Here is a 15,337-nt window from a genome sequence, read left to right on the forward strand (position 1 = left end):
CCCGCTATCCCGCCCGCCCGATGATCGACGCCGTCGCAATCAACTCCTCGAGCAGCGCCATCGACACCTTGCCCGACACGCTGAACGGGTCCAGCACCGGCCGCTCGCTGTACTTCAGCACGATCGACGGGTTGATCTTCGCAAGGTTGACCTGCCCCATGGTCCAGCCGGCGAAGCGGCGTTCCGTCACCTCTTCGAAATGCAGCACCGCGATGTCGCGGTGGCGCGGGTCGCGCACGATCTGCGCGTACAGCGCATTCACCGCGCCACGACCACCTTCGAGCACCTGCATGAACACATCGCCGCCGTGGCACAGGATGCCGGTGATGCCGAACGCAGGGTTGTGCGCCCGGCACTGGCCGAGGATGCCGTCGATCAGCTCGGGCGTGACCGGCGCCACGACACGACTCGCGTACAGAAGACGGACCAGCATGCTCAGCCCTTCTTGTTGTTGACCAGCGCGAGGAACTCGCGGCGCAGGCTGGCGTCCTTCAGGAACACGCCGCGCATCACGCTGTTGATCATCTTCGCGTCGAGATCGCGCACGCCGCGCCACTGCATACAGAAGTGGTCGGCCTCCATCACGATCGCCAGGCCGTCGGGGCTCACCTTGTCCTGCAGCAGATCGGCCAGCTGCGTGACCGCCTCCTCCTGGATCTGCGGCCGGCTCATGATCCACTCGGTGAGCCGCGCGTACTTGGACAGGCCGATCAGGTTGGAGTGCTCGTTGGGCATCACGCCGATCCACACCCGGCCCATGATCGGGCAGAAGTGATGCGAGCAGGCGCTGCGCACGGTGATCGGGCCGATGATCATCAGCTCGTTCAGGTGCTCGACGTTCGGAAACTCCGTGACCGCCGGCTCGCGCACGTAGCGGCCCTTGAACACCTCGGTCAGGTACATCTTGGCGACGCGGCGCGCAGTGTCCTGCGTGTTGTGGTCGCTCTCGGTGTCGATCACCAGGCTGTCGAGCACCCCTCGCATCTTGCCGGCCACCTCGTCGAGCAGCTTCTCCAGTTCGCCGGGCTCGATGAAGTCGGCAATGTTGTCATTGGCGTGGAAACGCTCGCGCTGCGCCTTGATGCGCTCGCGGATCTTCACGGACACCGGGACGCCTTCGTCGTCGGGCACGGCTCTGAGGCTGGGCAGGGTGTGGGGTGCGTTCATCGGAACATCTCGCGGGCGAGCAGCGCATCTACGGTCACGTAGCTTAACGGTTGTCGGATCGCCCTGAAACCCGGCGGTGCTTCTCAGTAGCGCCCGCTCGCCCCGGCCGCGCGCAGGTACAGGCGCGCCACCCAGGCCACGAAGCCGCGGCGCAGCCAGCGCTGCCAGCCGGCGAGCGGCAGCGGGGCCGTGATCTCGCGGGCTGCAGCGAAGTCGCGGTCCAGTTCACGCGACAAGGTCGCTGCGAATTCACGGTCGTCGACGAACACGTTGGCCTCGAGGTTGACGAGCAGGGACAGCGGATCGATGTTGGAGCTGCCGACGGTGGCCCAGCGCTGATCGACCAGCGCCACCTTGGCGTGCAGGAAGGCCGGCGTGTACTCGAAGATGCCCACGCCATGGGCCAGCAGTTCGTCGTACAGCGCCTGCGCTGCGAGCGCGGCGAGGCGGTAGTCGGCCTTGCCCTGGAGCAGCAGGCGCACGCTCACGCCGCGCCGCGCCGCGCCCAGCAGGGCGCGCCGGAACTCGAATCCCGGGTAGAAGTAGGCCGACACGATGTCGATGCGCTGCTGTGCACGGCGCAGCGCATCGATGTAGCTGCGCTCGATGCTGCGGCGCTGGCGCAGGTTGTCGCGCACCACGAAGGCCGCCCGCACCGGCTGCAGCGCGGACTCGCCGACGCTGCCTTGCGAGCGGCGCCGCACGGCGATGCGCAGGCGGCGCAGCAGCCGGCGCGCGCTGGCCATCGGCCGGCGGCTGCGCGCGATCTCGCGGACCTCGTCGCGCCAGTCGCGGCCGAAGGCGGCACGCGTCCACATGGCACGCGCGGTCTGCTCGACCGGACCGACCACCGGCCCGCGCAAGCGCACGGCGTAGTCCAGCCGCGGCACGTCGCCCCAGCCATGGTGGATGTCGTGGCGATCGTCGAGCACGTTGATGCCGCCGACGAAGCCGATCTGTCCGTCGACGACGCACAGTTTCTGATGCAGCCGCCGCAGCTGACCCGGCTGCAGCCAGCTCCACCAGCGCTGCGTCGGCCTGAACACGGCGAGCGCCACGCCAGCGGGCTCGAGCAACTCCCGCAGCGCCGCCAGCGCATGCTGCGACCCGAAGCCGTCGACCACCACGCGCACGCGCACGCCGCGCCGGGCAGCCGCCTCGAGCGCGGCCGAAACGGCCCGGGCCGCCGCGTCGTCTTCGTAGATGTAGGTGGCGAGCCAGACCTCGCGCAGGGCGTGGTCGATCGCCTCGATCATGGCCGGGAACAGGGCGTCGCCCCCGCGCAGCAACTGCACCTCGTTGCCGCCACTGAACACGGCGCGCGCATGCGCATACCAGGCCAGGGCCTCGGACAGCGCGCGGGCTTGCGGCGGTGGCGCGCCCGCCTGCGGGACCACTCCTCAGGCCTCCAGCAGCTCGAACTCGACCACCAGCGGCAAGTGATCGGACATGCGCGCCCAGGAGGCGCCACGCGGCACGAACGTCGAGACACAACGCCAGCCGCGCGTGTAGACGCGGTCGAGCGCGAACACCGGCGCCAGCGACGGGAAGGTCAGGCTGCGCTGCAGGCCGCCCCCCGCCGGGGCGATCGCACGTGTGAGGCCGGCCTCCTGCATCGCGCCGTCGAGACGCTCGCCCCAGTCGTTGAAATCGCCCGCCACGAGCAGCGGCACGGCGGGGTCGAGTTCCTGCTGCACGAAGGCCGCGAGCCGCTGTACCTGCCTCAAGCGGCTGGTATGGCTGAGGCCGAAATGCGCGACGATCGCGTCGACCGCCCTGCCCTGCCAGTTCACCTGCACGTGCAGCAGGCCGCGCTGCTCGAAGCGGTGGTCCGAGACGTCGTGGTGCCGCGGCTCCCCGATCGACCAGCGCGACAGCAGCGCATTGCCGTGCTCGCCATGGCGCGTGACGGCGTTCGTGCGGTAGGCAACGTCGTAGCCCTCGGGCGCCAGGAACTCGGCCTGACCTTGTTGCGGCCAGCCGAACGAGGGGCGATCGAAACGCCGCGCGTCGCGCCGGTGGAAACGGCGCACCTCCTGCAGGCAGACCAGGTCGGCATCGAGCGCCTCGATGGCGAGGCCGAGGTTGTGGATCTCCAGCCGTTTGGCCGGACCGATGCCGCGCACGCCCTTGTGGATGTTGTAGGTGGCCACCCGCAACCGGTCTTCGCCCGAGGCCGGCGGCAGGACCGAGGACTGCAACGGGTTCATGGCGCCCCCAGGCGCGGCAGCTGCAGGATGGCTTCTGCGTTCGACGGCGAGAAACAGCGGTCGGCCGCCTCACGCCACGGCAGCCACTGGTACTGCAGGTGCTCGCGCGGGGACAGCCGGATCGGGATGTCGCGCGGCACCGTCAGCCCGAACACGTGCTCGGTGTTGTGGGTGACGCCCGGTTCGTAGCGATGGATCCAGACGGGATAGATCTCGTAGACGTTGACCAGCTGCCAGTCGCGCAGATTCGTCGTCGGCACCGCCGGCGAGCCGACCTCGATACCGGTTTCCTCGGCCACCTCGCGGATGCAGGTCCGGACCAGCGGCTCGTCGGCCGCATCCTTGGAGCCGGTGACGCTCTGCCAGAAACCCGGATGGTCGGCGCGCTCGATCAGCAACACCTCCAACGCGGCCGTGTGGATCACGACGAGCACGGATTCGGGGACTTTGGGGGGTCGGGGGGTCGTCACGTCGTCGTGGGCGGACAGAAAAAAAGGGGCGCCCGGCGGCGCCCCTCGATTGTGCGGCAAGGCACAGGGCTCAGACGAGCCTGGCCGCCCCACGCTGGCTGCGCCCTCCCACGGGGGCGGCAGGGGTCGACCGCAGCCCGGGCGTCACGGCGTCAGACCCCACCTTGCCCCGCAGCCGGATTGCGCAGCCGGATATGGAGTTCGCGCAACTGCTTCTCGTCGACCGGGCTCGGCGCATGCGTCAGCAGATCCTGGGCGCGCTGCGTCTTCGGGAAGGCAATGACGTCGCGGATCGAGTCGGCCTTGGCCATCAGGGTGATCAGGCGATCGAGACCGAAGGCCAGACCGCCGTGCGGTGGCGCACCGTACTGCAGCGCATCGAGCAGGAAGCCGAACTTCAGCTGCGCTTCCTCCGGACCGATCTTCAGCGCGCTGAAGACCTTGCTCTGCACTTCGGCGCGGTGGATCCGCACCGAGCCACCGCCGAGCTCCCAGCCGTTGAGCACCATGTCGTAGGCCTTGGAGATGCACTTGGCCGGATCGGTGTCCATCAGGTCTTCGTGACCGTCCTTCGGCGCGGTGAATGGGTGGTGCACGGCGGCCCAGCGATCGCCCTCCTCGTCGTATTCGAACATCGGGAAGTCGACCACCCACAGCGGCGCCCACTTGTCCTCGAACAGGCCACCCGCCTTGCCGAAGTCGCTGTGGCCGACCTTGACGCGCAGCGCACCGATGGCGTCGTTGACGACCTTGGCCTTGTCGGCGCCGAAGAACAGCAGGTCGCCGTTGCATGCGCCGCTGCGCGCGATGATCTCGGCGATCGCCGCATCGTGCAGGTTCTTGACGATCGGGCTCTGCAGGCCTTCGCGGCCCTTGCTCGCGTCGTTGACCTTGATCCACGCCAGCCCCTTGGCGCCGTAGATCTTGACGAACTCGGTGTAGCCATCGATCTCGCTGCGGCTCATCTCGCTGCCGCCCGGCACGCGCAGTGCGACGACGCGCCCGCCCTTGGACTGCGCGGGCGCCGAGAACACCTTGAAGTCGACATCCTTCATCACGTCGGTGAGCTCGGTGAACTCCATCTTCACGCGCAGGTCCGGCTTGTCGGAGCCGTAGCGGTGCATCGCCTCGGCGTACTTCATGACCGGGTAGCCCGGCAGCTCGACGTTCATCACCACGCGGAACACGGTGCGGATCATGCCCTCGAACATGCCGCGGATCTCTTCCTCGTCGAGGAAGGAGGTCTCGATGTCGATCTGCGTGAACTCGGGTTGGCGGTCGGCGCGCAGGTCCTCGTCGCGGAAGCACTTGGTGATCTGGTAGTACCGGTCGAAGCCGGACACCATCAGCAACTGCTTGAACAGCTGCGGGCTCTGCGGCAGCGCGAAGAACATGCCCTCGTTGACGCGGCTGGGCACCAGGTAGTCGCGCGCGCCCTCGGGCGTGCTTTTCGTCAGCATCGGCGTCTCGATGTCGATGAAACCGTTGGCATCGAGGAACTTGCGCACCTCCATCGCGACGCGGTAGCGCAGGATCAGGTTCTTCTGCATCGCCGGGCGGCGCAGGTCGAGCACGCGGTGCGTCAGGCGCGTGGTCTCGCTGAGGTTGTCGTCGTCGAGCTGGAACGGCGGCGTGACGCTAGGGTTGAGCACTTCGAGCTCATGGCACAGCAGCTCGACCTTGCCGCTCACGAGGTTCGCGTTCTCGGTGCCGGCGGGCCGGGCGCGGACCTTGCCGACGATCTTGAGGCAGAACTCGTTGCGCACGCCCTCGGCCACCTTGAACATCTCGGCGCGGTCGGGGTCGCAGACGACCTGCACCAGGCCCTCGCGATCGCGCAGGTCGATGAAGATGACGCCGCCGTGGTCGCGGCGTCGGTGGGCCCAGCCCATCAGGGTCACGGTCTGGCCCATCAGCGTTTCGCTGACGAGGCCGCAGTAGGTGGTACGCATGGAAAGCTCCGGAACTCTTGGATCGAAGGCCGCCGCGGCGGCGCAATGTTGGGCGCTGGGGGCTGTGTCGCAAGCCCTCGGGGTTGAACGCGGGCCGCGGCGTTCAACCCGCCAGATTTCGCGTCGTCTGAGACGGCAGGTGCATCGGTGGCGCCACCACCCCCATCGAGATGATGTACTTCAGGGCTTCGTCGACGCTCATCGCCAAGGCAATCACGTCGGCGCGCGGCACCATCAGGAAAAAGCCCGAGGTCGGGTTCGGCGTGGTGGGCACGTACAGGCTCAGATAGTCGCCGCTCAGGTGCTCGCCGGCCTCGCCGCCGGGCCGGCCGGTGACGAAGGCGATGGTCCACGATCCTTGCCGCGGGTACTGCACCAGCACCGCCTCGCGAAAGGCATTGCCGCTGCTCGAGAACAGCGTGTCCGAGACCTGCTTGACCGAGCTGTAGATCGACTTGACGATCGGGATCTGGTTGAGCAGCCGGCTGCCCTGGCTCAGCCACCATTGACCGACGATGTTGGTCGCGAACATGCCGGTCAACAGCAGCCCGGCCACCATGACGATCACGCCCAGACCGGGAATCTGCTTGAGCATCTCCAGCGGCGAATGCGCCGCCGTCGGCAGCACGGCCTGAGAGGCACTGAGCAGCCAGGCAAACACGCCGTCCAAGAGGCCGAGCACCGAATGCAAGACCCAGATGGTGATGGCCAGCGGCAGCCAGACCAGCAGGCCGGCGATCAGGTATTTCTTCACTCAGCGCTTTCCGACAGGACGCAAGCCGGCAGGGGTCAGTGACAGGCGCACGACGTGCCGCAACCGCCCGCGGCCGAGGCGGAAGCCGACGCCGCAGGGCCCGCATCACTGCCGCCACCGCTGCCGGTGGCGGGCGCGGCAGGTGCCGCAGCGGCGGCACTGTCCGTCTTGGGTGCAACGGCGCTCGCAGCGGGCTGGGCCCCGTTGCGGAAATCGGTGGCATACCAACCCGAGCCCTTGAGCTGGAAGCCCGCGGCGGTGAGTTGCTTCTTGTAGGCGCTGGCCCCGCACGCAGGACAGACGGTGAGCAGCGGATCGGAAATCTTCTGCAGCACGTCCTTCGCATGGCCGCAAGACTCGCAGCGATAAGCGTAGATCGGCATGGCTAAGCCCTTGATTCGAAAAGCAGAATTGTAAAGGCCGCAGGGCACGGCCGAGCCGGCTGGCGCCTCGGGCGCGCGGACCAGCGATGCCATGGCGCCAGCCGTGGCGGTTTCCGAGGGCTCCCGGCGCGCGCGCCGATCATCCCCGCCAGTGCTGCCAGATCTGCGTGGCGAGCAGGCCCAGGAGGAAGCCCGCACCGGCGTAGAGCGCGGCCTGCAGCAGGCGGTTGGTGCGACGCTGCTCGACCAGCAGGGCGCTCAGCAGCGCGCCCGACTCAGCGTCGCTGCGGCCGGCGGCGCCGGTCCGAGCCTGTGCCGCGAGCGCGTCGTGCAGCAGTCTCGGCAACTCGGGCAGCATCTTCGCGTAGCGCGGTGCCTCGTCCTTGAGGCGCTCCAGCAGACCGCGCCAGCCGATCTGCTCGTCCATCCAGCGCTCGAGGAAAGGTTTGGCCGTGCTCCACAGGTCGAGTTCGGGGTCGAGCTGGCGCCCCAGACCTTCGACGTTGAGCAGCGTCTTCTGCAGGAGCACCAGTTGCGGCTGGATCTCGACATTGAAACGGCGCGACGTCTGGAACAGGCGCAACAGCACCTGACCGAGCGAGATTTCCTTCAGCGGCCGGTCGAAGTAAGGCTCGCAGCAGGCTCGGACCGCCCCTTCGAGTTCGTCGATGCGGGTGCCGCCCGGCACCCAGCCGGACTCCAGGTGCAATTCGGCCACGCGCTTGTAGTCACGGCGGAAGAAGGCGATGAAGTTCTGGGCCAGGTAGTCCTTGTCGGACTCCGTCAGCGTGCCGATGATCCCGAAATCGAGCGCGATGTAGCGCCCGAAGGTCTCCGGCGCGAGGCTGACCTGGATGTTGCCGGGGTGCATGTCGGCGTGGAAGAAGCCGTCGCGGAACACCTGCGTGAAGAAGATCGTCACGCCGTCCCGCGCGAGCTTCTTGAAATCCACGCCGGCCTCGACCAGCCTGGCCGTGTGGCTGATCGGCACGCCCTTCATGCGCTCCATGACTATCACACCCGACGTGCAGAAATCCCACACCATCTCGGGCACCATCACGAGATCCAGACCGGCCATGTTGCGGCGCAACTGCGCGGCGTTCGCCGCCTCGCGCACCAGGTCCAGTTCATCGTGCAGGTATTTGTCGAATTCAGCCACCACCTCGCGCGGTTTGAGGCGCCTGCCATCGGCCGAGTAGCGATCGACCCAGCCGGCCAGCACGCGCAGCAGATCCAGGTCTGCATCGATGACCTGCAGCACGGCGGGGCGCAGCACCTTGACCGCCACTTCGCGGCCATCGTTCAACACTGCGAAATGCACCTGCGCGATCGATGCGCTGGCCACCGGCTCGCGCTCGAAACTGGCGAACAGCTGGTCCAGCGGCCGACCGAATGCAGCCTCCACCAGCGCCATGGCCTGTTCGGCGGGGAAAGGCGGCACGTCGTCCTGCAGCTTGGCCAGTTCGTCGGCCACGTCGATGGGCAACAGGTCGCGGCGGGTCGACAGCACCTGGCCGAACTTGACGAAAATGGGACCAAGCCGCTCGAGGGCCACGCGCAGCCGCGCACCTCGGGGTGCATCGAGGCGCCGCCCGATCGCGATGAGCCGCGCCAGACCGCGAATCCAGCGCTGACTGAAGCTGGACAGCGCGAGTTCGTCGAGCCCGTAGCGGAGGACGATGAAGACGATGTAGACCAGTCGCGCGAGTTGCCTCATCGCGACAGCGGCCCGTTCGCGCCGTCGAAGAAGGTGGTGGTCGAGCGCACGGTGCGTCGCAGGCCGGCCGCGAGCATCGCGCCCCAACGGGCCAGCCCGTCGGCCACGACGGGACCGAACACACGCGCCAGATCGTCCTGCGCGTCCCATCGCAGGTTCTCGACGACCCAGTTGATGTCAGCGGCAAATCCCGCATTACCCTTGATCACCACGCCGGGGCGGCGCCCTCCCAGCCAGGCGAGCATCGATTGGGCCGGATTCGAGGCGTCGACAACCATCTGGAGATCGCTGCCGACGGGCACCGACGCGTCACCGACCCACTCGAGCAGCCCGGCGGGCGTCACCCGGAACACGAGGGCGGGCGGTGCCGGCACCCACGGCGCCAGCGCATCGGCCTGCAGTTCGACGCTCCGTCCAGCGTGCCGCACGAGGTGTTCGATGGCAGCGGGCTCGGAAGCGATGAGATGATTGATCCACAGCGTCAGCCGCGCCACGACTGCCGGCCCGACGGTGGAGGCCGCGGCAGCGCGCAGCGGCGAGACGAAAGCGTGAAGCATTTGCGAATTGTAGGCAAGCCCCGGCGTTGCGCCCCGAGGATGAGGGTCTGGCGACCCAACCAGTTGCGCGAGAATCCGAACGGATGGGCCCGGGTGGCGCGGGCTTTCATTCGAGTGCGCTCGCTGCAGGCGATGATGCCATTGCGGCGTCCGCCGGCAAGGTCCGGAAGGACATGGCACTGCGGCAGCCCCCGACGCGATAGCCCCTGACAAACACCGATGTTCGAAGACCGCAGCTACAAGAGAACGTTCTACAGCGCGCCGCAGTCGGTGACCTCGCTGATCGCGGCGTTTCTCGAACCGACGGTTTCGGTGATGACCTATGTTGCGGTCGCCCACTGGTTCGACGACCCCATCCTGCGCTCGTCGCTGACGCTGTGCCTGCTGGTCTTCGTGCTGACGTTCCCCGGACGCAACCGGTTCCGCGACCATCTCGTGGCCGCGGGTGTCGACATCGTTTCGTCATGGCTCGTGCTGCTGGCAATTCTGGCGCTGTGCGGCTACGCGACACGCAGCCTGCAGTTCTTCAACCGCGATGTGCTGATCGCCTGGGGCCTGGCGACCCCTGTCCTGCAGTGGATTGCGGTCTGGATCGGCAAGATCATCATCCAGAGGCGCGCCGCGCTCCCTGAAGCGCGGCGCACGGCGGTCGTGATCGGTGCCAGCCCGCTGGGTGTCAAGGTCGCCCGGGCACTGACCACGGAGAACAACGCCGGCATCGACTTTGTCGGCTACTTCGACGACCGGACCGACGAGCGCGTCCACGTCGATGGCATGGCCAAGCGCCTGGGTGGTCTGGCCGATGTCGCGTCGTATGTCTCGACCTACGGCATCCGCGAGGTCTACATCACGCTGCCGCTGGGTTCTCAGCCACGCATCGTCGAACTGCTCGAATCGGTACAAGGCACCACGGCGTCGCTGTATTTCGTTCCGGACGTGTTCGGCATCAGCATCATCCAGGGACGGCTGGAGGACGTGAACGGCGTGCCGGTCGTGGGCATCTGCGAAACCCCCTTCACCGGCACCAACGACCTGGTCAAGCGGATCAGCGACATCGTTCTCTCCTCCATCATCCTCGTGTTGATTTCACCGCTGCTGGTGGCAATCGCCATCGGCGTGAAGCTCAGTTCGCCCGGGCCGGCGATCTTCAGGCAGCGCCGCAACGGCCTGGACGGCAGCGAGATCGTGGTCTACAAGTTTCGCTCGATGAGGGCCCAGGACAACGGCGCCGTCGTCAGGCAGGCGACTCGCAACGACAGCCGTATCACGCCTTTCGGGGCTTTTCTTCGGCGCACGTCACTCGACGAACTTCCGCAGTTCATCAACGTGCTTCAGGGCCGCATGAGCATCGTTGGGCCACGCCCGCACGCCGTGGCGCACAACGAGGAGTACCGGCGCCTGATCAAGGCCTACATGGTTCGGCACAAAGTCAAGCCCGGCATCACCGGATGGGCACAAGTCAACGGTCACCGCGGCGAGACAGACACGATCGAAAAGATGCAGGCGCGCGTCGAGTACGACTTGGAATACTTGCGCAACTGGTCCTTGGGGCTCGACTTGCAGATCGTTGTGCGTACCATTCGGTTGGTATTCTTCGACCGCCAAGCATACTAGCTGTTGACGCCGGAGCCGCCCGCCCCCTTGGAGATCCACAAATGAATGCAAACCGCACGCTCTCTCATCTCGCGCTAGTCACCGCCGGAATTGCATCCGCAAGTGCCGTGGTGGCCGAGCCGAACCCTTACTACCTGGGTGCCTCGCAGGGATTCACCCATGAATCCAATCTGTTTCGAGCTCCGAAGGGGTCGGAAACCAGCGACACGATTTCGACCACCTCCCTCCTTGCCGGCTTCAATCAACCCGTGAGCCGACAGCGCTTCTTCGGTGACGCAGCGGTTCGTTACAACAGATACAACACCAACGACCAGCTCAACAATACAGGCTATGGATTGAACGCAGGCTGGGACTGGGCCACGGTGAATAACCTTTCCGGAACGCTTAGTTATTCCGTGAATGAAAGCCTCGCGAGCTTCAGCGATTTTTCGGGGGCGACGGTCACCACGACAGCCAATCGGGAGCGAAATCAGCAGTTTCTTGCCCGCGGGCAACTGGGAGCGCAATCGCGGCTGTCGCTGGAAACGACCTACATCTATCGCAAGCGGGAATATTCGGCTGCTGCCTTCGTCGGCAATGAGTTCGATCAGAACACGCTGAGTCTCGGCGCCTTGTACCGGCCGAGCGGCCTTCTGACGCTGGGTGCGGCAGTGCGCGGCTCGCGTGGCCGCTACCCCTTCGCGGTCGGCGCGGCGCCCGGGCCATTCACAGCGGACAAGTTCGATCGAAACGATTTCGACTTGACCGCCGTGTGGACACCTTCCGGGTTCAGCAAGGTGGCGGCCCGGCTCAGCTACAGCCACGAAGACCACGACCTGATCGTCGCTCGGAATTTTTCCGGCGTCACCGGCGCACTGACCTGGGAATACAAGCCCACGGGCAAGCTGACTTTCACCACCGAATTCGTCCGCGACACCGGTGCTGAAGCTGCCTTCAACGGCTATGTGTTCACAGGCGCAAACCCCACCGGCAACAACAACGAGGTGTCAACGGCGCTTCGCCTGCGAGCGCTCTACGAAGTGACGGCGAAGATCAACCTCGAAGTCGACGGGCGGTATGTCAAGAGCGACCTTCTGCCTTCCGGCTCGGACAAGACCGGTTACGCGAGTATCGGGGCGAACTATGCGCCTGCCCGCAATTGGCGTCTCGGCTGCAGCTTCGCCTACGAGAAGCGGGGCGGCGGATCGCCGGTTCCGTACACGGCAGACGTAGCTGCTTGCTCAGCCCAGTTCATTCTGCAGTAGCAGGCTGAAGCGACATTAGAGACACCATGGCAATGCTCCTGCTCGACCGGCGCGACCGGCTTCGTCGGTTGGAAGGCGTCATATCGATGCCGTGCGTGCTGACCGTGGGTGCAGGCAAAGCACGAACCCAACCGGGCATCGTGCCCGGCCGATGACATTCTTCTTCTGCTCGAGCGCAGCTTCTGCGCCCCCTACGACATGACGAAAACCGCGCTCATCACAGGCATCACTGGTCAAGACGGTGCCTATCTGGCCGAACTGTTGCTCGCCAAGGGCTATGTAGTGCATGGCATCAAGCGCCGCAGTTCGCTCTTCAACACGGACCGCATCGATCACCTGTACCAGGATCCGCATGTGGACAACCAGCGCCTGGTCTTGCACTACGGCGACCTGACCGACTCGACCAACCTCATTCGCATCATCCAGCAGGTGCAACCGGACGAGATCTACAACCTCGCTGCGATGAGCCATGTGGCGGTGAGCTTCGAGACCCCGGAATACACCGCCAACGCGGATGGCATCGGCACCTTGCGCATTCTGGAGGCCATTCGCATCCTCGGACTGGAGAAGAAAACGCGCTTCTACCAGGCCTCGACCAGCGAGCTCTACGGCCTGGTGCAAGAGACCCCGCAGAAGGAGACCACGCCCTTCTATCCCAGAAGCCCCTATGCAGTGGCCAAGCTGTACGGCTACTGGATCACGGTGAACTACCGTGAAGCCTATGGCCTGTATGCCTGCAACGGCGTGCTGTTCAATCATGAAAGCCCGCTGCGCGGCGAAACCTTCGTGACGCGCAAGATCACCCGGGCGATGGCGCGCATCGCGCTGGGACTGCAGGACTGCCTGTACCTGGGCAACATGAGCGCACTGCGCGACTGGGGCCATGCAAGAGACTACGTCGAGATGCAGTGGCTGATGCTGCAGCAGGAACAGGCCGAGGACTTCGTGATTGCCACCGGCGTGCAGTACAGCGTTCGGCAGTTCGTGGAGTTTGCCGCCGGCGAACTGGGCGTGACGATCGCTTTCGAGGGCGAAGGCGAACACGAGATCGGGCGCGTCAGCAAGGTGGAAGGCCGCAAGGCCAGGTGCAAGGTGGGCGACGTGATCGTGCGAGTGGACCCTCGTTACTACCGGCCGACCGAAGTGGAAACGCTGTTGGGTGATCCCGGCAAAGCCAAGCGCAAGCTGGGTTGGGTGCCGAAAACCACGCTGGCCGAGTTGGTCGCGGAAATGGTCAACAGCGATTACGAGGCGGCACGCCGCGACAGCTTGGTCAAGCTGGCCGGCTTCCAAGCCTACGATTACAACGAGTGAGTCAGAGTCAATCATGATGATGCGGATCAAGCATTGGGCCGCCCGGGCTGAAGAGAAGGCACTGGGTCTGCTCGAATCCGAACGACTCGAGATCACGCAGGGGGCGCTGACCTTGGTGTCGGATGACGGCGAGGATCGCAATCTCGAGCTGGCCAACCTCCTCGGTCAAACCGGTGCTGTGGCAAGCCTTGCTGTCGCCGACGATTTCGTGGGACGGCCCGGCTTCCTCGGCTATGCGCATCTGCTCGAGTTGCAGCAGGCAGGCCACGAGATCGCCTTTCACGGTCGCACGCGGGTTCCGTTCGACCTGTTTCCCGACGGCGACGCGTTGCGGGCCGACTTGCTTGCTGGCGCAACGCGGCTGCGGGCGCAGGGCCTGTCGATCTCCAATCTCATCTACCGCTGGGGAACGAGCACCCGAGCTGCGCGCAAGCAGGTTCAGCCGCTGTTCGCGTCGGCCAGCGTGCCTTGGTTCGGGCTCAACGAGGGCACCGTCAACCGCTATGCCTTGCGTCGGATTGCTTTCGGCGCCTTCACGGGCCGTTCGGTTCGCACACAAGACTGGTTCGTCCGCGTCATCGAGCAAGCCGCTCAGGGCCGTTGCTGGCCCATCCTGATGTTGCACCCCGGTGCCGCAGGGCATACAGCAGAGCACAACGCCATGCTGCATGACCTGTTGGTGCACGCGAAGCATGTGGGGCTGCCGGTTCGCACCTTGGCTCAGCACCTTGCAGCCCTTGGAGTCACGGCCCCTGCTGCAAGCGAGGCTGCGCGCGGCACGGCGGACCAGCCATTCAGCGCATGACCTAGGAGCGCTGCAACCGTATGGACACGAACGCTCGCATCTATGTTGCCGGCCACCGCGGCCTCGTCGGGTCGGCGATCCTGGGTCATTTGCAAGCCAAGGGATACAAGCAACTGCTTACCCGCACGCACGCCGACCTCGAACTCTCTGATGCGGGGCAGACCGAAGCCTTCTTCGAGCGCGAGCGGCCTGAGTACGTGTTTCTTGCAGCGGCCAAGGTCGGCGGCATCGTCGCCAACAACACCTATCCGGCCGAGTTCATTCGCGAGAATCTGGCGATTCAGACGAACGTCATCCATGCTGCCTGGCGCACGGGTGTCAACCGTCTGCTTTTCTTGGGTTCGAGCTGCATCTATCCGCGACTGGCCCCGCAGCCGCTGAAAGAGTCCTACCTGCTCACGGGCCCGTTGGAGTCGACCAACCGCGCCTATGCACTGGCGAAGATCGCCGGCATAGAAATGTGCTGGAGCTACAACCGGCAGTACGGTACTCGGTACCTGTCGGCAATGCCGACCAATCTCTACGGACCGGGTGACAACTACCATCCTCAGAACAGTCACGTCATACCGGCACTGCTGCGAAAGTTTCATGAGGCCAAGCTGCGCGGTGATCCAAGCGTGAGCGTCTGGGGCTCGGGCACGCCACGCCGCGAATTCATGTACAGCGAAGACATGGCTTCCGCCTGCGTGCATCTGATGTCGCTGCCAGACGACGCCTACACGCGTTTGCTCGGGAGCGATGAAAGCATCTCCGGTCGCTTCGAGCCACCCCTGGTCAACGTCGGCGTTGGCACCGATGTCACGATCAAGGAATTGGCGGAGTTGGTCAAGTCGACGACCGGGTTCACGGGACGCATCATCTTCGACAGCAGCAAGCCCGACGGCACACCGCGCAAGCTGATGGACACGGGCCTGCTCACCAGTACGGGCTGGCAGGCGAGCACACCGCTGTCCAGCGGGATGCAACAGGCCTACGCGGATTTTGTTCGAATGCACGGAGCGGGCATCGGGGATCGGGCGCACCCATGAGTACGCATCGGAGCGGGCCGTCAACGAGCTGCGCGACATACCGAGCCGGCCTGGGCCCGATAGTCAGACCAGCCGCCACCTCAACCTTGCAGAGCGGGTGGAGCACGAGCAAACAAGGGGGT

The 15,337-nt window shown here is 65.7% G+C and carries 16 protein-coding genes; 6 read left to right on the plus strand and 10 right to left on the minus strand.

Annotation, left to right across the window (positions count from 1 at the left end; all coding sequences use genetic code 11):
• Nucleotides 1–4: 4 nt before the first annotated feature.
• The 10 genes from ACQY9S_RS10345 to ACQY9S_RS10390 form a co-directional block, all read right to left on the minus strand.
• Nucleotides 5–433 carry a BLUF domain-containing protein gene (locus ACQY9S_RS10345; protein ID WP_428425466.1) on the minus strand — a complete coding sequence of 143 codons (429 nt, stop codon included), beginning with the start codon at nucleotides 431–433 and terminating at the stop codon, nucleotides 5–7.
• 2 nt (nucleotides 434–435) lie between these two features.
• Nucleotides 436–1,167: a GTP cyclohydrolase I gene (gene folE / locus ACQY9S_RS10350; protein ID WP_428425467.1), complete on the minus strand. Its 732-nt coding sequence runs from the start codon at nucleotides 1,165–1,167 to the stop codon at nucleotides 436–438.
• 83 nt (nucleotides 1,168–1,250) lie between these two features.
• Nucleotides 1,251–2,564 (minus strand): cardiolipin synthase ClsB, encoded by a 1,314-nt coding sequence (clsB, locus tag ACQY9S_RS10355; RefSeq protein WP_428425469.1) that lies wholly within the window; start codon nucleotides 2,562–2,564, stop codon nucleotides 1,251–1,253.
• 3 nt (nucleotides 2,565–2,567) lie between these two features.
• On the minus strand, nucleotides 2,568–3,377 hold the full coding sequence (locus tag ACQY9S_RS10360; protein WP_428425471.1) for an endonuclease/exonuclease/phosphatase family protein: 810 nt from the start codon (nucleotides 3,375–3,377) through the stop codon (nucleotides 2,568–2,570).
• Nucleotides 3,374–3,847 (minus strand): dihydroneopterin triphosphate diphosphatase, encoded by a 474-nt coding sequence (gene nudB / locus ACQY9S_RS10365; protein ID WP_428425473.1) that lies wholly within the window; start codon nucleotides 3,845–3,847, stop codon nucleotides 3,374–3,376. The genes ACQY9S_RS10360 and nudB overlap by 4 nt, the downstream gene beginning before the upstream one ends.
• A gap of 152 nt (nucleotides 3,848–3,999) precedes the next feature.
• Entirely contained in the window at nucleotides 4,000–5,799 is a 1,800-nt protein-coding gene (gene aspS / locus ACQY9S_RS10370; RefSeq protein ID WP_428425475.1) for an aspartate--tRNA ligase, read from the minus strand.
• Between the two features lie 103 nt (nucleotides 5,800–5,902).
• Nucleotides 5,903–6,553 carry a DUF502 domain-containing protein gene (locus ACQY9S_RS10375; protein ID WP_428425477.1) on the minus strand — a complete coding sequence of 217 codons (651 nt, stop codon included), beginning with the start codon at nucleotides 6,551–6,553 and terminating at the stop codon, nucleotides 5,903–5,905.
• 35 nt (nucleotides 6,554–6,588) lie between these two features.
• Nucleotides 6,589–6,936 carry an FmdB family zinc ribbon protein gene (locus tag ACQY9S_RS10380; protein ID WP_428425686.1) on the minus strand — a complete coding sequence of 116 codons (348 nt, stop codon included), beginning with the start codon at nucleotides 6,934–6,936 and terminating at the stop codon, nucleotides 6,589–6,591.
• Nucleotides 6,937–7,075: 139 nt separating this feature from the next.
• Nucleotides 7,076–8,653, minus strand: a complete 1,578-nt coding sequence (ubiB, locus tag ACQY9S_RS10385) for a ubiquinone biosynthesis regulatory protein kinase UbiB (protein ID WP_428425479.1) — start codon at nucleotides 8,651–8,653, stop codon at nucleotides 7,076–7,078.
• Nucleotides 8,650–9,147, minus strand: coding sequence for a hypothetical protein (locus ACQY9S_RS10390; RefSeq protein ID WP_428425481.1), 498 nt, complete (start codon nucleotides 9,145–9,147; stop codon nucleotides 8,650–8,652). Before ACQY9S_RS10390 ends, ubiB begins: the two co-directional genes overlap by 4 nt.
• 282 nt (nucleotides 9,148–9,429) lie before the next feature.
• Here ACQY9S_RS10390 and ACQY9S_RS10395 point away from each other — a divergent pair, with 282 nt between their 5' ends.
• From ACQY9S_RS10395 to ACQY9S_RS10420, 6 genes are read left to right on the plus strand one after another with little or no spacing between them, the layout of a single operon-like run.
• Entirely contained in the window at nucleotides 9,430–10,824 is a 1,395-nt protein-coding gene (locus tag ACQY9S_RS10395) for an undecaprenyl-phosphate glucose phosphotransferase (RefSeq protein WP_428425483.1), read from the plus strand.
• 41 nt (nucleotides 10,825–10,865) lie between these two features.
• Nucleotides 10,866–12,068 carry a hypothetical protein gene (locus ACQY9S_RS10400; RefSeq protein WP_428425485.1) on the plus strand — a complete coding sequence of 401 codons (1,203 nt, stop codon included), beginning with the start codon at nucleotides 10,866–10,868 and terminating at the stop codon, nucleotides 12,066–12,068.
• Between the two features lie 26 nt (nucleotides 12,069–12,094).
• Nucleotides 12,095–12,223, plus strand: a complete 129-nt coding sequence (locus ACQY9S_RS10405; protein ID WP_428425487.1) for a hypothetical protein — start codon at nucleotides 12,095–12,097, stop codon at nucleotides 12,221–12,223.
• Between the two features lie 43 nt (nucleotides 12,224–12,266).
• On the plus strand, nucleotides 12,267–13,382 hold the full coding sequence (gmd, locus tag ACQY9S_RS10410) for a GDP-mannose 4,6-dehydratase (protein ID WP_428425489.1): 1,116 nt from the start codon (nucleotides 12,267–12,269) through the stop codon (nucleotides 13,380–13,382).
• A 13-nt stretch (nucleotides 13,383–13,395) separates the two neighbouring features.
• On the plus strand, nucleotides 13,396–14,187 hold the full coding sequence (locus ACQY9S_RS10415) for a hypothetical protein (RefSeq protein ID WP_428425491.1): 792 nt from the start codon (nucleotides 13,396–13,398) through the stop codon (nucleotides 14,185–14,187).
• Nucleotides 14,188–14,207: 20 nt separating this feature from the next.
• Nucleotides 14,208–15,215 carry a GDP-L-fucose synthase family protein gene (locus tag ACQY9S_RS10420; RefSeq protein ID WP_428425493.1) on the plus strand — a complete coding sequence of 336 codons (1,008 nt, stop codon included), beginning with the start codon at nucleotides 14,208–14,210 and terminating at the stop codon, nucleotides 15,213–15,215.
• The last annotated feature ends 122 nt before the right edge of the window (nucleotides 15,216–15,337 follow it).

The sequence above is a fragment of the Methylibium sp. genome (genome assembly GCF_965279545.1).
Taxonomy (GTDB): domain Bacteria; phylum Pseudomonadota; class Gammaproteobacteria; order Burkholderiales; family Burkholderiaceae_C; genus Methylibium.